The organism is Bradyrhizobium sp. CCBAU 45384 (assembly GCF_028128665.1).
GTDB classification, from domain to species: domain Bacteria; phylum Pseudomonadota; class Alphaproteobacteria; order Rhizobiales; family Xanthobacteraceae; genus Bradyrhizobium; species Bradyrhizobium manausense.
This window is the reverse complement of the sequence record NZ_LBIZ01000113.1, coordinates 298328-316399: the sequence shown is the minus strand read 5'-3', so window position 1 is coordinate 316399 and position 18072 is coordinate 298328. Positions and strand designations below refer to the sequence as shown.

Below are 18072 nucleotides of genomic sequence, written 5' to 3'. Positions count from 1 at the left end.
CGAAAATGGCACCGGGACAAAGCCCCGGTGCCATCGATCGTGGTGGATCAAGAAGGCGTCTTACGGCGCCAGCTTGATGTTGTTGCGGAAGATCAGCGCATCGTTGCCGAGGTTAATCGCATCAGCGCCGGTCGCCATGATCACCCGCAGGTAGGTCAGGAACTTGGCAACTTCGACGTTGCGCGAGTTCGAGACGTAGATGACATCGCCGTTCTTCATCATGACCTTGGTGGCCAGGAAGAAGCCACCCGGATCACGCAAGTTGATGCTGAAGATGACCGGAATGGTCTCGGTGGTGTACTTGTTGATGTCGATGCCGAGCTGGGCAGCGACCTCGCGCGGCTCGCGGCGATAGAGGAACACGCCAGCCGGTTCAGCCTGACCATCGAGGAGACCACCGGCCTTGCCGACGGCTTCGCCGAGGTTGATGCGCCAGGCATCGAAGTTGAATTCGCCGCTCTGGCCACTGGCGCCGAACGCCAGGAACTTCTGCTGTTCGCGGTAGACATAGATGCTGTCATCCGGACGAACAAAGATGTTGTTCTCAGGCGCCATCACGAGATTCTCGAATGGCACGGTCGCCCGCCTGCCGCCACGCTCCAGCATGACCCAGGTCTCGAAGCCCTGGCCCTTGATGCCGCCGGCCCGGGTGATGGCGTCGAGCACCTTATCCTTGGCGCCCGCCGCGCTTGCCGGATAACGCGCCGGCGAATTGACCTCGCCGAGTACGCTGATCAGCTGCGTCCGCTGGCTGGCCATGGCCACGACGACCTGCGGCTCGATGGCGCGATTGGAGATTTTCTCGACGATCGCGCGCTGGATTTGCACGGCGGTGAGGCCCGCCGCCTTGACCTGGCCGGCATAGGGCACCGTGATGAAGCCGTCATTGTCGACCGACTGGTCCGGAATCGTCACGAAGTTGCCCGGACGGACGCCGGCTTCCGCCGGAATGAAGAGACCGCCTGCCGCGGCTTCGAAAATGGTGACGCTGACCACGTCGCCGATGCCAAACACGATGCTGGCCGGAGGCCGCTTGTCCGTAAACGCACCCGCGAGCCCCTTCGGCTCATGCGTATGCAGAATATTGACCGTGGCCGGGTTGAGCGGCACCAGCTCATAGGCCGGAGCGTTCTCCGTCTGGACGTGATTGTTAACGTCATCGATCAGCGGACCAGAGCCCGGATTGGTCGAGCACGCCCCGAGCGCCAAAACGGCCGCCAGAAACGCCGGCTTGAATAGATAGGTCTTGGCAAAGGAATGCATCAACGCGCCCCATAGTCCCCCAATTACTCCTGATTGGTACGGCGGAGTGGACGGTGCGACAAGGGTTCCGGGGCCGGGAACGCCCAATGAGTCCGCTACTGTTGCGTGCGGGACACTCTTTGGGGCCCCGTTTAACCCTTTGTGACCATTTGTTGTATTTCGTGTGCTCGATCTGCGAGCAGGCCGCTCACCCGAAGGGCGAGACTTCTGCTTCTGATAGGATTCGCACCCTCCCAAGGAACTTGTCCGCGTGCCCCTTTCCATCCTTGTCGCACTTCTCGCGGGATCGATTCTTGATCCGAGCCCCAAAGTTGGGCCGGGCACCCCAGGCAAGAATCCCGCCTGGACGACGGCCCTGTGTGCCAAGTCTCTTGGCGTTGCGAGGAGCCCATCCGCCTGCCTAGGCGCTCCGATCGTTCGGATCGCGGGCCCCTCCTCGCCTCCCTCACTTTCGTCCTCGGTCTGGAAGTTCAGCAGGACCCAAGGCACCAAGGAGGGCGAGACCTTTGCCGCCATCACCAAGACGGCCGACACCACCCAATCCGACCCGGATTTTGCCGGCCTGATCGTCCGCTGCGCGCCCAAGGGCAAGGTCGATGTGCTGGTGGCCCTGATCCGGCCCTTCCCGCCGCGGAGCCACCCCCAGGTCACGATCGCCGCGAGCAATGGCGGCACGCTGACGGTCGAGGCCAACATGGCCGCCGCCGGGGCCGCTGTCCTGTTGCCCGATGAGGTCTCGGCCTTTGCATCAGGGAAATGGCAGACGACGCCCTCGTTGGCGGTGACGGTCAAGGAAAGCGACAGCGAAATCAAGGGCGTGGTCGCTCTACGGGACTTCGTGAGGCCTATAATTCGCTGGTGGCCAATTGCAGCCAATAGACCAAATTTAGCCATAACACTTAAGGGTCCTTTTAGGGTGGGGAACCTAAGGTCCGGAGCACGGAGTGTTTCGGATGACCGAGCTTTTGATTTTCAGCTTTCTCGCGGGCGCCGTCCTCGGCCAGCGCTTTCGCGTCCTGATGCTGCTGCCGGTGACCTTCTTCCTGGTGCTGACCGTGCTCCCCGTCGGGCTGATGACCAGCCTCGGCTTCCTCGCAGGTTTGAAGGCCGCGGTGTTCGCAGCAATTGCTCTGCAGGCCGGTTATCTCTTCGGCTCCGGCGCTCGCTTCGCTCTCGCGGCCAGCAGGGCCGCCCGCGTGGTCGCCCGCCCAGCCAAGGCTGCGCGCTGATCCCTTCAGCCGAGCTCCTCGATCGATCTCGTTTGGCTGATGAGCCACGATAAGTCTTCTGCGAGCGCGCGAAGGGTTTGAGGCGAAGCTGTTCGCAAGGGGCAGGCGTGCTGTTTCAAAACGGATCGACGGCTTGTATGGTGATTGGACCGGTCCAGGATTCCTCGTCGAGCGCGCCGTTTGTCCCTCGCTTATTTTGCCCTCATCATTGCCATTGTTTCCGCTTCCGTTCTCGAAATTGCCGGTGCCAAGTTTGGTGCGCAGCTCGGGATGATGGCTGCGGCGCTGGGCCTATTGACGACCGCCGCAAGCGCGCAGAAGGCCGACTACGAGCACTATCTGCGCGCCACATCGTGGGGCCGATGGCTTCTGATCGCCATTCCGCTCGGCATTGCGCTCCAACTCGCGCCGGTTTGGTTGGGTTTGGCGCATCCGATCTGGGCCAGCACCCATGATGCCCTGGGCGGCCTGCCGCTCGGGCCGATCACGGCCGACATCGGCTTGACGCTGAATGCCCTGCTGCAAGCCGTAGCGGCGGTCTCGCTGCTCGGCGTTACGGTCGTGGTGGTCCGCGACCGCAGCCGCGCTGAACTGGTGCTCTTGGTGCTGAGCGGAACGACCGCCATCGCGGCCCTGGCCATGGACCTTCATCGGATCTTGCCCGGATTGATGGCGGCGACACCTGCCGATCTGGCCACCACCATGGCGGGCCTTGGCATCATGCTCAACATGGCGGTCATGCAGCTTGCCGCCGAGCGCGCCGAGACGCGTCACTCGTTGCTGCGGTCGATTACGATCGGTCTTTGCGGCCTGCTTGGTGCATTGGTCAGCGCGCTTGCGATCTTCGGTTTCTCCAGCGCCAACAGTGCGGTCGCAGCCGGCTTCGGCATCGTGTTGATCCTGTTGGTCCTGGTGATCCGCAGACTGGACCTATCGCCTTTGGCCGCAGGCGCGCTGGCTGCGGCCGGGCTGATTGGAACGGCGATCGTCCTGACATTCCTGTTCGAACAAAGCTCCGGGCTTGCGCTTCTGCGCCTCGTCCCTGACGTCGGGAGCGAAACCAAGGCCGCACTGGAGCGAATGTTGGCCGACACGCGATGGTTCGGTGCGGGAGCCGGGACTTCTTCGGCCGTGGCAAGGATCTATCAGAGCGACGCAAGTGAGGTCCTGTTGGCCCCCTCGACAGCGACAGCCATCTTCGCCGACATGGGATGGATTGGTCTTGCGGTCGCAGGTGTGGCGTGCGTGCTGGCCTTGATCCGCTTGTTCTTTGGCGCCTTGCAGCGCGGGCGCGACTCGTTCTTTCCGACGGCCGCCGCAGCCTGTGTGTTGTTTGCGCTGGTTCAGAGCTTTGCAGGTCCAGGATTGCTGCGCCCGGCAGCAATCCTGTGCTTTTCAGTGATCCTGGGACTGGGGCTCTCGCAGAGCGTCAGCTCACGATAGGCCAAGATCGTCAGGCGTCGCGATCGCCGCTCAGTGAGGCCCAGTAGTATGGGTTCTTCGGCGTCTGGATCCGGACCCAGCGATAGGACTTCTTCGACCACGGCAGGATATGCGTGGTGAGGTTATCCAGCACGAGATCGCCGGCCGTGGTGCGCACCACGACCACCAGATGATGCTCACCCCAGGGCACCACGACCTCGCTGAGCAGCACCGAGCGCGCCGGGAATCCCTTGGCGATCAGGTCGTGGCGTTTTGTCACAGCATAGTCGTTGCAGTCGCCGCTCGCAGGATGCAGCAGCCACTTCTCCCCGCGCAGCCCTTCCAGGTTCGGCTCAGGACGGATCGAGTCGTTGACGTCCCGATTGACCTGCTGAAGCAGCGCCAGGCGCTCCGGCGTCAGCTTGACGCGACCGCCCCGGAACACGATGCGCTGCGTTGTCGGCTTACACTCGTCCTTGTACTTGAGGCAAAAGATGGTGAAGGCCATCGGCGCCAGCGTGGGCTGGTCGAACTTGATGTGCTGGATGGCGCCCCGCAGCGCCGACGGCGCGCCAACGAAGGCGGCCTTCGCGCTGTGCTGAATCCCGACAGCCACCGCAACAGCGGCCACTGCCGCCAGGAACTTTACAACTTTGCGCATGTCGCGCTCCCCCGTTCTTATTGGGGAAACGCTACGCGAGACCTCTTGAAATACGGCTCAAAGGCCGCGCGATCCTTTAATCAAAATGCGGGTGTGTCCGTCAGAGACAATTAAGAATACCGATCTGTGACACGTTCTGCTAAGAGCCCATGTCATGACGCTCGCGACGGCAGATACGATTCGACCGACCTGATGGGCCTTTCCTCACGCTTTAAGAAAAAGATCAAGCCTCGGCTGCCCGATGGCGTGCGGATCTATGCGATCGGGGACGTGCACGGCCGCGCCGATCTGCTTCAGTCGCTGTTAACCGTAATCGATGCCGACCTCGCCCGGTCTCAGCCTCGCCGCGCAATTCAAGTTTTTCTCGGTGACTATGTCGATCGCGGTCCGGACTCTCGCGCCGTCCTCGATCTGTTGATCGAACGCTCGAAATCGCACGAGACCGTGTGCCTGAAGGGCAACCACGAGGTCTTCCTGCTCGAGGTCCTGAAAGATCCCTCGCGTCTGCAGGAGTGGCGCCACTATGGCGGACTTCTGACGCTGGTGTCCTACGGCATCACACCGACGATGAACCCTACGCCAGAACAGCAGGCCGAGCTGATCGAGGCGTTGAACCGCGCGATCCCACCGGAGCACCTCGCCTTCCTTCAGCAGCTGCGCTCATCCTTCACATGCGGCGACTTTTTCTTCGTCCACGCCGGCGTCAAGCCGGGCATCGCCCTCGATCGGCAAAAGGACGAGGATCTGCTTTGGATCCGCGAGGAATTTCTCGAATCCGAGCGGCGCTTCGGCAAATATGTCGTGCACGGTCATACACCGGTCAGCACTCCCGACATCCGCCCCAACCGCATCAATATCGACACCGGTGCCTACGCGACCGGCAACTTGACGCTGCTGACCATCCAGGGCGATAGTCTGCTCGCAATTTAATAATGGTTGCCGCGCGGCTGGTTCAGCCTTTCGGCATCACCTGGTTTTTCGGATTCGATTGTGAACCGCATTGTCCCGCTTCGTATCATCGGAATTTGTGTCTCGCTTGTCCTTGCGCTTTATGCAGGCTCGACCTTCTTCAGCGATCTCGTGCGGCCGGGCTTTCGAGCGGAGGATTTATTCTCGGGCGTGCTTCCGCCCGACAACGCCAATCTGACCACCGCCCGGCTCGCAGCCCGTGTCTCCTTCGACGGGGACTTGCTTGCCAATGATGCCTCCGCGCAGGCTGCGAACGTTCTGCATCGTCCGGCATCCGATACGACCAAGAGAACCGAAGAGAACAAGGCGGCCCAGAATGCCGTCATGTCCGCGCTCAAGGTCTCACCGATCCGTCCAGCATTGTGGCTCACGCTCAGTACGCTCAAGGCGCAAGCGGGGGAGCCGACGACGCCCGCATTGAAAATGTCCTATCTGACCGGGGCAGTGCCGGTTGATGTTGCCTTTTCCCGCGTCCAGACGGTGACATCGAGCGTGGCTGCGACCGACGATGAGATCAGGCTGCTCGCGCAATCCGACATCCGCTCGGCGCTCGCCAACCGCGGGCGCTACGCCTCTCTTCTGATTGCGGCTTATGTACAGGCAACCCCTCAGGGCAAATCACTCCTGATGGAATCAGCACAAATGATCGATCCTAAATTCAAGGATATCCTGCTTCGGTACTGACACCGGACGCGAATTGCTTGCGGCCCTTTAGCGCCCCGGTTTCGGGGCCAGGGGCACGAAGTCCTGCTCGCGGCGCGGCTGGTCGGATCTTCCCTGGTAGATGAACGTTCCCTTTTTCGTGGTGACGATGTCGCCTCGCTGCAGACTTTCGTCATTGAGAATACGTTCAGTCGCGACAAGATCAGGGTCTTCCGGGACAGGCTTGTAGAGTTCGGGATGCTCGCGATGCTCGCGCGAGGCTTCCTTGGCGCGTTGCCTGGCCTCGTCGATCCGCTGCCGCCATTGATCGCGCGTCAGCTCCGGCTCGCTGGGCGGAAGATAATCGTTGATGGTCGGTCCCGGCTCGTCTTCCGCAAGGCAAGGCGTCGGGTCAACAAGGCAAGCTCCAAGACCACCTGATGCCGCAACGAGGGCACCAAGCAGGACGCTGCGGAGCGCGCCATTTAACAACAGATCACGTCGAGGGGGATGCACCGTAAAGTCTCCAAGGACTGATCAAAAAAGGGACTGGTCACAAAAAGGGACTGATCACCGACCTGTCTCAAGCTTATACCCTTGCTGATGGCCCTCAAGGCCAGCACTTTCCCGGCCGGCGGAGGTATGACGCCAGGTAGTGGGCAATGACCGGACCCTTGGTCCGAGTCGTCGTCAAAAATCGAAAAACAACCCATGCACAGTAACGGCAGCAGCCGGACGGAGGCCTACTGTTTTCCCGAAATGGCACTTCACCCCTCGCGCAAAACAAGCGCATTATGGCATCGTCCAGCGATTAACGCCGAGCTGAGCCGCTACCCCGTGTTCTGTTGCCGTAATAAGGCTGGGCCCGCCCGCCTCTGGTGATCGGCGGCTGAATTTGGCTGGGAATATTCGGCGTCGCCGTGCTCGGCGATGGCTGCGACGGATTGACGATAATGACGTTACGATCGGGCGTCGAGGGGTCGTTGACCCCCTGCGCCCCGACGGCTGCGGGCACGAACAGCGCGACCGCGATCAAAGCTAAACGTTGCATGCGATATCTCCCGATCAGCAACGTTAGGGTGGCGATCACCGTTCCTTCACGGCTGCTTCACGGGTCCTTGGGGTCTTACCGCCGCGGCACCGCAACGAGCTTGCCATCCCTCCAAACGCCCTGGGCCGCTGTTCCGCTGGGCAGGGTACCCGGCGCCAAATTCCGGATCGCAGTGGGGCGAGAAGCCTCGGTCGTCTGGGTCTTCTTGGTGGTGGGCGTGGTGACGATGCTGGTGCTGGTCAGATTGGCCTTATCCTTGACCCCTTGTGCAAAGGAAGGCGGCACCAAAAGGGCCACAAATGTGAGTGCCATTAAACCGTTGCGCATGATCAAACACCTGAATGAGAAGCTCGCCGGAATGTCACAGGTTTTCGTCCAAAAGCAAGTTCCTTGGAACGGCCTGAAGAGGCTCTTGCAAGCTTGACCATGGAGCGACCGCTCTCGGAGAGGCGGCCTCATGTGGAAAAGCCTAGCGAAACAGCCTCATCCAAGCTACTTGATCGACCGTAATGACCGATCCCGGCGACACTGCGGCCAACGCTCCGAACACGCGAGAGATCAAGGCCGGCTTTGTCCGCCTTTTGTCGGATCGCATCGGAGAGACCTTCGCCGATCCCAAGCAGCAGCGGGAAATCGTCTACGAGCTCGCCCGCGTCAAGCTGCGTGAGCAATTTACCCACGCCGACGCGCGGGAATCCCGTGATCTCCTGCAAATCCTCGAACGCGCCATCGAAGAGGTCGAGCGTTCCTTCAAAGGCAGCGTCGCAGCAACGCCGCAAAACGTCGCGGAAACATCCGCTGCTGTTCCTCCGTCTGTCGCTTCCCCGAGCGCGCCCCCCATTCCGGCAGCGCCTCCTGATTTGACCGTAGCGGCCGCTCCTCAGCCGGCGGAACCACCGCGCCGTCCTGTCGCACCGTCCAAGTCCCCAAACCGCCCCAAGCGAAGCCGCGCCTTCACATCTGCCAATCGATTGGCCGTCCTGCTCCTGTTGATCCTGGCGGTTGGAATCGGAGTGGCCTATTGGCCGCGGCTGAAGACACAGTTCGCCGCCCTCTCGCAGCTCGCACAGCGACAGGCCGCGTCCCGCGATGCTCAGCCGCAGCCAGCGGCGCCGCCGAATCCACGCCAGAGCGAGACCGCGGAACGGACGCCGGATAGCCAAAAAGAGCCGGCGCCGCCGGCACACCCCTCGATGCCGTTGCCGACAACGTTCGGGGTCTACGCCCTCAGCGACGGCCAACTCCAGGAGCTCAAGGCGGTCCCTGGAAAGATCCCGGACCGGCGCGTGGCGATATCGGCGGCCATCAACACGCCAAGCGCAACCACGCTGACGAGCGGAGAGGTCAAATTCATCGTGTTCCGCCCGGATGGAGGGATGGATACAAGCGTGACCGAGGTTCGGGTCGTCGCCAAGGTCTCCCGCGCGATGGGCGTGGACGCTACCGGGAAGGCTGCCATGGTCAGCGCCGGCGATGCCTGGGTCATCCGCAGCATGTCCTACCCCTATAAAGTGGGCCCCGTTGAGGACCAGCCCAGAATGCTGTTGCTGCAGCCCGAGCAGGACGGCTTCACGCTTGCCCCGGGACGCTACATCGTGGTCGTCAAGGGCATCGGCTACGACTTCACGGTCGCAGGGACCGTCACCGATCCCAATCAATGCGTCGAACGCATCAACGCGACTAATGGTGCGTTTTATTCCCCCTGCCCCCCACCCCGTTAAGCGCGAGGACGGCCAGCTTGCCGGGTTGCCTGCCTAATTTTTGGCTTTGCTATCCTTGGGCGCATCGGCCGGCGCGTCGTCAACCTTGCCGTTGTTCGCGACACACTTGTTGAAATAGTCACGCCGCTCCTTCGCAGAGCCCTTGGAACTGCCGGCGGCCGGATTACCAACCTGCTTTGGCGGGAAAGCCTTTGCGGCCGCCGCGTCACATGTGCGCGCCACTTCGGCGGTGATGGCAGACGCCGTCGCGGGAGCAATCAGCGCAAACAAGCACGCTAGTCCCAACAACCTCCGGATATCTCTGACGGGCACCTTGCTCACTCCTTTGATCCACGCCGCGTGACGGGGGACCATATCAAAGACGGCCGAAACGCCCAACCGCAAAGAAGCCCGGATCACCGCCCCACAGCGCGTCGATTCGAGCGCTGGACGCTCTTCTGTGAAACAGATGCCGACTAGCTGTTGAGCTGCGGCGGCTTGAAATCCGGGAAGCGGGTCAGCATTGCAGCCTTGACGAATTTCAGGTGCGCAATCGTGCTGCTCAGCTCTTTGAGCCTGCGCTGGCCGTTCGAGATATCGGCGGCGAAAAGGTCTTGATGATGATTGTCCAGCGGCTCCCGCTCCAGATATTCGTCGGTGCCGTTGCCAATGGTGACCGAGGCGCGCGCAAGAGCGTCATCAACACGCCGATTGAGGCCGGCCTGCTCCCTTTCCGCCTCCTCCAGCGCAGTATCGAGCGCTGTCATGATCGCCTCGATCCGGACGCGATCGGTCTGGGCGTCGCGCTCGGCCGAGCGGGCCTTGAAGCCCTTGTCCTCCCGCCGGGAATTGAGAAGGTTGTGCGCGCGTGCCCTCAGGAATAGCTGGAACATTTGGGCCATCCCACGTTCGGATTTGAAGGGCCACCATCGGTCAAATACGGTTAATAAAGTTTGAACGCTGTCGCCTGCTCGCCTCGACTTTGCGTGATCCATGTTCGCCACGCCCCCTCATGCTTGAGGTAGAGTTCGAGCCACCTCACCTCGTTTTCACCGGCGACCCCGTCGCTGATGTCACTGGTCGCCGGCGGCACGACACCTTCGACCGGCGACAGATCCAAGGCCTCAAATTCCGCCGTTTCGTCCGACGACAGGCCGATCAGAACGCGATGCCCCTGCGCATCAACGAAATATCTTCGCGGCGCATGGCGCTTTTGCTCAATCATTACGACGACCCTCACGGAGGATCCAGGGGCCGGAGAGTCCTTCGAGCCGTCGACTATAAATGCACACAAAACCAATCAATGAGACCGCGCCAGCAGTCAGGCCCAGCAATGCAATAAGATACGCCATCTACGATTCCTTACGCACGCCTCGCAATTGCAGACGCTTTCAAATCTCGCAACAGGCTCGTAAGCTCTAAACTCCTGGTCCGGTGCTCTCAAGGAAAGAGATGAGCTAACCTAACCGATGATCGTTACGAGGTCGGCGGGCTTCGGCCAGCACCGATTGAAGCCGGAGTATAGGGCGCGTAGAGTCGATACCGTGTCGACCGCCTGCGTGAACGCCATGCTCGCACGCCATAGCCGCAGCCAAAACCTGCCGCAAAAATCGATGCCAAAACCAGAATTGCTGTCATGGACTGTTCCTAGGTGCTCGGAACGCTCCTCCCATCACATTTCATCGTGCAGATGTGACGACTTCAAGATGGCCGTCGCTGAAACTTTTGTCAGACGACGATGAAGTTTGTGCAACGGGTTGCTTCAGGATTAATCGCCCGGAGGTTGAGCGGCGCTCTTCAAAGACGGCACTGGGAGCAGGGACCTTCATCTATTTTTCCGAATTTCTATGCGGGCCTCCTCAGCCTGAATCAACATGCTGAGACTGCGGATGAGAGCAGGCTCACCGGGTGAGCGCTGCAGCCTTGCAGATTGAGCGCAGACTGGAAATTAGCGGCTTCGGCGGTTTCAAGCGGTCGTTGGATGCTGGCTCTTCACCGCCGATTGCTGCGACAGCAGCTGCGGGCAGGATCTGGTACCGGGAGGGCCGCGAATGGAATCCTTACTTGACGTCGGCCTCATCCTCTAGCGACGTATTGGACGGATCGATCTCCACGGGCGCAATACGTGCCTCCTGCTGCGAGATCGCTAGCGCCGCTAGTACTGTCCGGTTGGCAATTTCAAGCTTCTGAAAAATGTGATGCAGGTGGACCTTGATCGTTCCATCAGCAACATTGAGACGCCGCCCAATCTCCTTGTTGGACAACCCTTCCGATACCAGAGTCATGATCTGGCGTTCGCGATCGGTCAGCAGCCGTAAGGGCTTCTCGCGATTTGGCGTTTCGTCCTGATATCCCTCCGGTTCAGGCGAGGACACCGGCGATACAGCGTGACCCTGCGCAACCTGTCGCAACATTCGGACCAATATCTCAGGCTCGGCATCCTTAGTGAGCGCACCGTATGCCCCCTCCGCCATCACCGCGCCCAGCTCCCGCTCCGCGATAGAGGCCGTGAAGAATACCACTCGAGTGGCGAGGCGATCGCCTTTTACCATCGCCAGAATGTCCGGCCCGCTGAGATCGGGCATCGAAAGCTCCAAAACGGCAATGTCAGGCACAAAGCGGCGGATGGCTTCGATGCAGCTGGTTCCGTCCCGGCAGGCAGCCACGATTGCAAAGTCAGGTTGCGCCGTAAGGATACTGGTGATCCCTTCACGTACGATCGGCTGCCGGTCTGCAATGACTACCGTCGTGCGCCGCATGCGGTCCTCGATCTTGTTATTGCCAAACCCCGCACCGAACCAATTTAGTCCCGTCCGTTGGCATCTTCTTCAAAACCTCGACCCATACATTAACTTTCATTAGACAAAAATGTCGCGCCCGGCGCCTGTCAAGCCAACAACCTTCGATAGCTATGTTAGCGCATATCTTCCCCTGAGTGAAGAGCCCTCCGGAATAGTACGACGTGCCGCCTACGCAAGCGGATCAAGAAAAACTGGGGAAAACTCTTTTTAATTGGTAGTGAACATTATGATATTCGCGTGCAAGCTGCAGGCCCGCTTCGGGGTTCCACCGGTTGGCCGCAAGGGCTGTGATCTCACATTCTGCGAATCGCGAGTATAACCAACGATATATAGGGGCCACTGCTGTTGGCATTTAAGGTCGACGACAATCCACACGCAAAAGGGGAGATTAGCAAGACAGCGCTGCGGCGCCCTCATCAATAGTCATACTAATTAGTCGGTGCCTGCGACTGGAAAGATGGCTCCTCACAGATCATCGATGCCGGTCGGGTCAGTGTTTGTAACCAGTAGGTGGCCCATGTATCCTTTAGGTTCTTTACGGGAAACTCATCAGTCCCTCGTTGTACAATTTACGGAATTGCAGAGCCTACGAAATCGCGTGCTCGAGGCGGAGCAGAGAATGCTCGGCCGGCGACGGTCAGCCAGACGGTCCATCGGGAAGAGACAGGCCGCCCGGAGGTATCGCCCTAGCCGGCCCTAGCGATATCGGACCTGCATCGCCCTTGCCCGAGAGCGGCCCGACTGTTAAATCCCTGCGCGCCTAGCGGGGTAGTGGGGACGGCTTAATGGAGACGGGCGATTGGGGTTCGATGACCACGGTTGAGCTGTGGGAACTCTATGACCAGGTGACCTCTGTGCTCAGTCGACGAATGGCCGCGGAAAAGGCCAAGCTCGAGGCACGACTGCGCAAGATTGAAGGTGGGGAGGGCAATCCTCGAACGGAGCGCACACGCCGTCCGTACCCACCGGTGCTGCCGAAATATCGGAACCCTAAGAACCCGGACGAGACTTGGTCGGGCCGCGGCAAGCAGCCCCGCTGGCTCAGGGCGCAACTGCGGGCGGGCAAGAAGCTTGACGATCTTTTGATCGCCCGATCGACGCAACGAAAGCGCCGTCAGAAGACGTAAGACCTGGAAGATCGGGCGCATGCGCACCGCTGCGCCCGCATGCCGATGCGCGGGGGTCGGCAATGAACGTCAACGATCCCCCCCAGTGACAACCTCGCTAGCAGCCCGGGCGGCAGTCGGGTCCACGAGTTCGAGGTAGTCGCGATGGAAGGTCTCCACCTGAATTCGGCGGTCGAATTTCACGCGAACGCTACTTGGATAGGCGCTCCGACCTACGATCGTCCCTTCAAGACCCGCGTAGCTCGGGTGGCGACGACGTCCAAGGTTGCTCATCGTTACGCGATTGCCAGGCTGGATCAGCGACAGTCCCGTTCTCTCGATGCTCCGTCGATCGTGTAGGCTGCCCGACGGCTCGAACAAGCCCCTCTCACGCTCTCTCATATCTCCTCCCCAAATTTAACCGGCAAGATTATCGATGAGGCGCCGGCATTTTAAGCTATTTAATCCAAAACGCGTCCCGCTTTCAATCGCGCCTTCCGCTTCGCACCTCGCCAGTGAAATTCGGGGAGAATGCAAGCAAGGTAAGCCGTGCTGCATTTTTCGACTCAGCAGAACCGTTTCTTCTGCTCCGGTGCAGGCCAGGGTGGGGATAGCAAGTGGATCGCGTTTTGCTCGGATTATTGATGATCGGCAGCCTGCTACTCACGCTCCACTTTGCAATTTCAGCGTGGCATAGCTCCGACGAGGATGGCGCAGCTGATATCCTCGGCAACTCGACATTGGTGAACTGTCAGCACGATGGGTGCAATCAGCACCGCTCGTTCATCGGGAGCAAGCCAGAATAGCCCTTGCGCCGCCTGGCTTCATCTTGCTGCGCATTTCTTGTGCTGTCCGGCAGATTTCAAATGTGAATTGCCTCACACCGCCCGAACTTGGTTCCGGCTAAATTATCGCTGTACTACTTGAGGGGTTGCAGGCAGCATTGGTCCGCCCCGGCCAATTCAGTTGCACGCCTCTTGCATGCGAGTTACGGATGATCACAAATCCCGACGTTGTAGATCGATTGGCTGAAATGATCCGGCGCGATGAAGAGCTCTCTGCGACCGCTTTGGCACTTGCCAGCATGGTATCGCAATTGCAGCGCCTTCGCCAATTGGCTCTCGCGATGAGATACTCGCCGTCATGCACGCTGCCGCCCAACGATTGTCCCGATCGATCGATTTAATTTAGCGCGTTATTTTTAATTGTCTTTTCAAGCGAGGCAGCGAAAAGAGCTATTTCTGCCGCATCGGGATAGGGCCCTATGCGCGCTCGCAGAGCTCGTGCGCTGCTGCTAGTGAACTTCCGAGGGAAGCAGTTCGATCGCCCGATCCCTGTTTGCAATGGCAAGCTTTGCTCTGAGAGCCGGAGCAAGCCGTTCCATGATTGCGTGCCGCTGTGAGCGGATCTCCCGCTCGATCGCGTCCGAATAGACCGGAAGCGCGTGAATTGCTTCTCGCGGAACCCTGCAGAGCACCTCTCCGAACCCGGTAGCGACCCGCGCGCACAGAGCCTCGCCAATCCCATTCAAACCGACGAACTTGATTGACATGCCCGCCCCTCGTTGATTTAAAAATTGAAATTTAAATATTTATTTTATTTTGTCGAGGGGTATTATCAAGTTTGAACGCAGAGCAGCGAGATGATTAATCTGAGGACTTCGATGGTAAGCACAACCCCAACCCCTATGTCTGGCCTCGTTTCCTGCCCAACCGTAGCCCTCCATCCGGCCTCAGATAGTTCGTTCACGTTGATGGACAATCGGCCCCTGGTCTTCAGCGAGCGTAATCAGCAAATCTTCGAACTCAACGGCATCGCCGCTTTCATCTGGTGCAAATTGCTTGAGAGAGCGAAAATCGAGGCGATTACGAAGGAACTGAGCAATTGCGGAATGGACGGCGCCGCGGCCTCTCGGTCGGTGCAGCAGGCCCTAAATCAATGGCTTGAACTGGGACTGGTCGATCTGGAGTGGGAGCCCTCGAGCGACTGGACGCTACACACCCGCTTTGCTCAGCGCACGATTGCCGTTCAATGCTCAAACGAGCGGTTGCTCGGTCTATTGGAGCCGCTCTTTGGACATTCCACGCGCGGGCACGGTCCGAGTGACATCCTCATAGAGGCGGTCGAGAACGCTGATCAGGCATTTTTTCGCCTCAACGGGGGCAGGACCTTCCACTGCGAAATTGATCAGTTGGCACCGGCGATCAAGGCATGTTTGACCGAGCGCCTCATCCTGAGCGATCGGGCGGATGTCGCGCTTCATGCGGCTTCGCTCATACTAGAGGGCAATGGGCTGCTCGTCTGTGGCAATCCCGGCGTCGGCAAATCGACGCTCTCTGTGCATTTGTGCCACGCCGGATTTCAATATGGCGGCGACGACGTGGTGCTTATTGCACCAGACGGAGAGGCCGAGGGACTGCCGTTTCCGCTCACGGTAAAATCGGGGGCTTGGGACATCATCTCGAGATTGCGCAGCGATCTCAGGGATCAGCCCGTCCATCGCCGGTCAGACGAAGCTCGCGTGCGCTATCTCCCCGCCGTAGACATGCATCATGGAAGATTTGCAGCCAAATGGATTGCCTTCCTGCAGCGGAGTGAAGGTCTGTCGACCAAGCTAATCCGGATCGGCCCAATCGATGCAATCGGTAGAATCCTGGAGGGCTCGTTCGCGGCGGACGGTAAGCTATCACGGGGACGATTCATCGCACTGAAGAGGATGCTCGCGGAGGCCGAATGCTTCGAGCTCATCTATTCGGATGCCGCAGATGCCGCGCGTGTGCTCACCGGACTTTGTCATGGCAATTCATAGCTCTGCGCTGCTCAGTTTGTGCGGTTGCCTGCGAGGTGTACTGCCATCTGATCCCGATTGGTTCGCCATTCTGGGACTTGCGAACGAGACGCTAACGACGCCGGCCCTGATCGATTTCGTGCACCGGTTCCAGCAAAGCTTGCCGGAAGAAGTATGTGCCTATGTGCGAGAGATCCATCGCCGCAATGAGGTTCGGAATCAACGGCTTACTGCGCAGCTGACCGAAGCCGTCGTTGCGCTTAATGATGGAGGAGTGACGCCCGTGTTGCTCAAGGGCGCCGCCACCCTTGTTACAGCCTCACGGGCGCAAGCCTCAATGAGGCTCATGGCCGATATTGATCTTCTGGTCCCGCCGGAGCAGACGCAGATCTCTCTGCAGGCACTCGCTGACATCGGCTATGTCGTGCACTTCCAAACTCCTGCCGCGAGCGAAAAATGGTGGACCGATCTCAAGCGGCCTCAGGATGTGGGAATGATCGATCTGCACCGGACCCCGCCAGGCCCCGCGTATTTTTACCGCCCGGCGGGCGACATCCTGGAGAATAGCAAGCTCACATCGATTGGTTCAGGGTCAGCGTATGTGCCAACAGCAGCTTACCAGGCTCTGCTGCTCACCATGCATGATCAATTCCAGGATTACGACTATTGGGTAGGCGGAATTGATCTGAGGCACCTCCTGCAGCTTCGCGACTTGATCAGCTCTCCGGACGGGCTGGATTGGATCCGACTCGCCGGCTATGTACCAGGGAAACTGGCGCGAAACGCGCTCGAAACCCAGCTCATCGCCTTGACCGAGTTGTTAGGCGTCGACGTTCCCGCTTCGATGCGCAGCCGGCGCATTCCGCGCCTGCAGTTCAAAAGGCGAGTCATGCAAGCACGTTTCCCGTTGGCGCGCTGGCCGCTTCTTGCCGCCGCCGTGCTTGACTACCACAACTATCGCTGCGGGCTGGGCGCTGAATATCGGGGAGCCGGCCAATCCGGTAGTGGGACTTGGTCGATGCCGAAGCCCGGAACGGTTCGGTTCATCATGGAAAGGGCTCGCACCCACCGGGCCGGCAAGATCTAGCCAACTGCGGCACCGGCGGCTCACCCTGCCATGTCCGGTTATCGTTCCTTCAGGGCGTGTTCGGCCTGGTCCCGCAATGGTTTCAAGAGGTAAGACAACGCGGTCCTTCCCGGCGTCTTGATGAACACCTCAACCGGCATGCCAGGCAGCAACTTGGCGGATCCCAATTTCGCCACTTCCTCCGGCTTGAGCAGCACCCGGCCAGTGTAGTAGCTGGTCCCGCTGCGCTGGTCCTGGGTGATATCGGCAGACACCAGACTGACTTCCCCATCAATTTCCGGCGTGGTCTTCTGGTTGAATGCAGCAAAGCGCATCGTGGCGATTTGGCCGACATAGACTTGGTCAATGTCGCGCGGAGCAATCCTGACCTCGACCGCGAGTGTATGGGCGTCCGGAACAATCAGCATGATTTGCTCGCCCGGGCCGATGACGCCGCCAACGGTGTGCACGCTGAGCTCGTGAACACGGCCGGACTGCGGAGCCCGAATATCAATGCGATTGAGCTGATCGACCGTTGCGGTCTTGCGTTCCGAAAGCTCCGATAGTTTCGAGCGGGTATCGATCAGGTCTTTGCCGACCTCTGTTCGCAAGTCTTGATCGATCTGGATGATCTGCAGTCCGATCTCCGCAATCTTGCCTTTCGACTGGGCAATCATTCCCGCCAGCTGGCTGCGCTCGCCTTCGAGACGGGCGTTATCCCGCTCGAGCGAGTTGAGCCGCGTGATCGGGACCAGATTTTTCTGCCAAAGCGAGCGTACGCCTTCCAGCTCCTGGCGGATCAGATCGACCTCCTTCTGCTTGGCCTCAGCCTGTCCGGAATAGCCTTTGATCTCATTTTGCAGCTGGGCGCTCTTCTCCTCCAACTGCGCCCTCTGGCCGCCTCTCGCCTGACGCCGCAGATTGAACAGCGTACGCTCCGCTGCGATCGCACGACTTGCTTCGGAACTGCTCTCTTTGGTCCGATCGAGGAGCACTTTGGGAAAGACAATCTGATCGGCACCATCGCGCTCGGCTTCCAGTCGCGCCTGGCGCGCAAGGAGTTCGTCCAGGCTTTTCGTGACAATGGTCGCATTTGCCAGGGTTTGGGTCTCGTCAAGCCGGATCAGGATGTCTCCAGCGTTGACGCGATCTCCCTCCCGAACGCGCAACTCGCCGACAATGCCGCCCGTCGCGTGCTGAACTTTTTTACGCTGGAATCGACCACCACAAGTCCCTGGGCAATGACCGCGCCCGACAACTGGGTGGTCGTTGCCCAGCCGCCCATACCGAAGATCACGCAGCCGAACATGGCCGCGCCCAGAATCATGTAACGCTGCATTGATTGCATCGCAGGAGCGATCTGGCTGCTCATCA

The 18072-nt window shown here is 59.9% G+C and carries 18 protein-coding genes and 1 pseudogene; 9 read left to right on the top strand and 10 right to left on the bottom strand.

The window, feature by feature from the left end:
• Window positions 1-60 precede the first annotated feature (60 nt).
• A complete protein-coding gene (locus XH80_RS26185; RefSeq protein ID WP_271601042.1) occupies window positions 61-1263 on the bottom strand; it encodes a polysaccharide biosynthesis/export family protein in 1203 nt (400 codons plus the stop codon).
• 953 nt (window positions 1264-2216) lie between these two features.
• On the opposite strand from XH80_RS26185, the gene XH80_RS26180 reads away from it, so the two are divergent.
• Window positions 2217-2492, top strand: coding sequence for a hypothetical protein (locus XH80_RS26180; RefSeq protein ID WP_271601041.1), 276 nt, complete (start codon window positions 2217-2219; stop codon window positions 2490-2492).
• 180 nt (window positions 2493-2672) lie between these two features.
• Window positions 2673-3935, top strand: coding sequence for a hypothetical protein (locus XH80_RS26175; protein ID WP_271601040.1), 1263 nt, complete (start codon window positions 2673-2675; stop codon window positions 3933-3935).
• Window positions 3936-3945: 10 nt separating this feature from the next.
• On the opposite strand, the gene XH80_RS26170 is transcribed toward XH80_RS26175, so the two are convergent.
• Window positions 3946-4575: a transglutaminase-like cysteine peptidase gene (locus XH80_RS26170; RefSeq protein ID WP_271601039.1), complete on the bottom strand. Its 630-nt coding sequence runs from the start codon at window positions 4573-4575 to the stop codon at window positions 3946-3948.
• Window positions 4576-4767: 192 nt separating this feature from the next.
• On the opposite strand from XH80_RS26170, the gene XH80_RS26165 reads away from it, so the two are divergent.
• Window positions 4768-5505 (top strand): metallophosphoesterase family protein, encoded by a 738-nt coding sequence (locus XH80_RS26165; RefSeq protein ID WP_271601038.1) that lies wholly within the window; start codon window positions 4768-4770, stop codon window positions 5503-5505.
• A 60-nt stretch (window positions 5506-5565) separates the two neighbouring features.
• The gene (locus XH80_RS26160) at window positions 5566-6228 is read left to right on the top strand and encodes a hypothetical protein (protein WP_271601037.1); all 663 of its coding nucleotides are present in this window, start codon (window positions 5566-5568) and stop codon (window positions 6226-6228) included.
• 27 nt (window positions 6229-6255) lie between these two features.
• Here XH80_RS26160 and XH80_RS26155 read toward each other — a convergent pair whose 3' ends face one another.
• Window positions 6256-6702, bottom strand: a complete 447-nt coding sequence (locus tag XH80_RS26155) for a hypothetical protein (RefSeq protein WP_271601036.1) — start codon at window positions 6700-6702, stop codon at window positions 6256-6258.
• A gap of 295 nt (window positions 6703-6997) precedes the next feature.
• On the bottom strand, window positions 6998-7237 hold the full coding sequence (locus XH80_RS26150; protein WP_220001571.1) for a hypothetical protein: 240 nt from the start codon (window positions 7235-7237) through the stop codon (window positions 6998-7000).
• Between the two features lie 28 nt (window positions 7238-7265).
• Between XH80_RS26150 and XH80_RS26145 the strand changes: the two genes are divergently transcribed.
• Both XH80_RS26145 and XH80_RS26140 read left to right on the top strand, forming a co-directional pair.
• Window positions 7266-7661, top strand: a complete 396-nt coding sequence (locus XH80_RS26145) for a hypothetical protein (protein ID WP_271601035.1) — start codon at window positions 7266-7268, stop codon at window positions 7659-7661.
• Window positions 7662-7746: 85 nt separating this feature from the next.
• Window positions 7747-8958 (top strand): hypothetical protein, encoded by a 1212-nt coding sequence (locus tag XH80_RS26140; RefSeq protein ID WP_271601034.1) that lies wholly within the window; start codon window positions 7747-7749, stop codon window positions 8956-8958.
• A 33-nt stretch (window positions 8959-8991) separates the two neighbouring features.
• Here the strand turns inward: XH80_RS26140 and XH80_RS26135 are convergent, their stop codons facing one another.
• The 4 genes from XH80_RS26135 to XH80_RS26120 all read right to left on the bottom strand — a co-directional run bounded on the left by XH80_RS26135 (window position 8992) and on the right by XH80_RS26120 (window position 11696).
• Window positions 8992-9228: a hypothetical protein gene (locus XH80_RS26135; RefSeq protein ID WP_271601033.1), complete on the bottom strand. Its 237-nt coding sequence runs from the start codon at window positions 9226-9228 to the stop codon at window positions 8992-8994.
• A 185-nt stretch (window positions 9229-9413) separates the two neighbouring features.
• The gene (locus tag XH80_RS26130; protein WP_271601059.1) at window positions 9414-9830 is read right to left on the bottom strand and encodes a hypothetical protein; all 417 of its coding nucleotides are present in this window, start codon (window positions 9828-9830) and stop codon (window positions 9414-9416) included.
• A gap of 50 nt (window positions 9831-9880) precedes the next feature.
• Window positions 9881-10162, bottom strand: coding sequence for a hypothetical protein (locus XH80_RS26125; protein ID WP_271601032.1), 282 nt, complete (start codon window positions 10160-10162; stop codon window positions 9881-9883).
• Between the two features lie 835 nt (window positions 10163-10997).
• The gene (locus XH80_RS26120; RefSeq protein WP_271601031.1) at window positions 10998-11696 is read right to left on the bottom strand and encodes a LuxR C-terminal-related transcriptional regulator; all 699 of its coding nucleotides are present in this window, start codon (window positions 11694-11696) and stop codon (window positions 10998-11000) included.
• An 827-nt stretch (window positions 11697-12523) separates the two neighbouring features.
• Here XH80_RS26120 and XH80_RS26115 point away from each other — a divergent pair.
• Window positions 12524-12865: an H-NS histone family protein gene (locus XH80_RS26115; RefSeq protein WP_271601030.1), complete on the top strand. Its 342-nt coding sequence runs from the start codon at window positions 12524-12526 to the stop codon at window positions 12863-12865.
• A gap of 1273 nt (window positions 12866-14138) precedes the next feature.
• Here the strand turns inward: XH80_RS26115 and XH80_RS26110 are convergent.
• Window positions 14139-14396: a hypothetical protein gene (locus XH80_RS26110; RefSeq protein ID WP_271601029.1), complete on the bottom strand. Its 258-nt coding sequence runs from the start codon at window positions 14394-14396 to the stop codon at window positions 14139-14141.
• 201 nt (window positions 14397-14597) lie between these two features.
• On the opposite strand from XH80_RS26110, the gene XH80_RS26105 reads away from it, so the two are divergent.
• The gene (locus XH80_RS26105) at window positions 14598-15653 is read left to right on the top strand and encodes a PqqD family peptide modification chaperone (RefSeq protein WP_271601028.1); all 1056 of its coding nucleotides are present in this window, start codon (window positions 14598-14600) and stop codon (window positions 15651-15653) included.
• Window positions 15640-16719, top strand: coding sequence for a nucleotidyltransferase family protein (locus tag XH80_RS26100; RefSeq protein ID WP_271601027.1), 1080 nt, complete (start codon window positions 15640-15642; stop codon window positions 16717-16719). The genes XH80_RS26105 and XH80_RS26100 overlap by 14 nt, the downstream gene beginning before the upstream one ends.
• A gap of 38 nt (window positions 16720-16757) precedes the next feature.
• On the opposite strand, the pseudogene XH80_RS26095 reads toward XH80_RS26100, so the two are convergent.
• Window positions 16758-18070, bottom strand: a pseudogene (locus XH80_RS26095) (HlyD family type I secretion periplasmic adaptor subunit).
• Between the last annotated feature and the right edge of the window lie 2 nt (window positions 18071-18072).

Coding starts and splice junctions, on each gene's coding strand:
- XH80_RS26185 (WP_271601042.1), bottom strand. CDS start 1,263: ATGCATTCCTTTGCCAAGACCTATCTATTCAAGCCGGCGTTTCTGGCG.
- XH80_RS26180 (WP_271601041.1), top strand. CDS start 2,217: ATGACCGAGCTTTTGATTTTCAGCTTTCTCGCGGGCGCCGTCCTCGGC.
- XH80_RS26170 (WP_271601039.1), bottom strand. CDS start 4,575: ATGCGCAAAGTTGTAAAGTTCCTGGCGGCAGTGGCCGCTGTTGCGGTG.
- XH80_RS26165 (WP_271601038.1), top strand. CDS start 4,768: ATGGGCCTTTCCTCACGCTTTAAGAAAAAGATCAAGCCTCGGCTGCCC.
- XH80_RS26150 (WP_220001571.1), bottom strand. CDS start 7,237: ATGCAACGTTTAGCTTTGATCGCGGTCGCGCTGTTCGTGCCCGCAGCC.
- XH80_RS26140 (WP_271601034.1), top strand. CDS start 7,747: ATGACCGATCCCGGCGACACTGCGGCCAACGCTCCGAACACGCGAGAG.
- XH80_RS26130 (WP_271601059.1), bottom strand. CDS start 9,830: ATGTTCCAGCTATTCCTGAGGGCACGCGCGCACAACCTTCTCAATTCC.
- XH80_RS26125 (WP_271601032.1), bottom strand. CDS start 10,162: ATGATTGAGCAAAAGCGCCATGCGCCGCGAAGATATTTCGTTGATGCG.
- XH80_RS26120 (WP_271601031.1), bottom strand. CDS start 11,696: ATGCGGCGCACGACGGTAGTCATTGCAGACCGGCAGCCGATCGTACGT.
- XH80_RS26115 (WP_271601030.1), top strand. CDS start 12,524: ATGGAGACGGGCGATTGGGGTTCGATGACCACGGTTGAGCTGTGGGAA.
- XH80_RS26110 (WP_271601029.1), bottom strand. CDS start 14,396: ATGTCAATCAAGTTCGTCGGTTTGAATGGGATTGGCGAGGCTCTGTGC.
- XH80_RS26105 (WP_271601028.1), top strand. CDS start 14,598: ATGGACAATCGGCCCCTGGTCTTCAGCGAGCGTAATCAGCAAATCTTC.
- XH80_RS26100 (WP_271601027.1), top strand. CDS start 15,640: ATGGCAATTCATAGCTCTGCGCTGCTCAGTTTGTGCGGTTGCCTGCGA.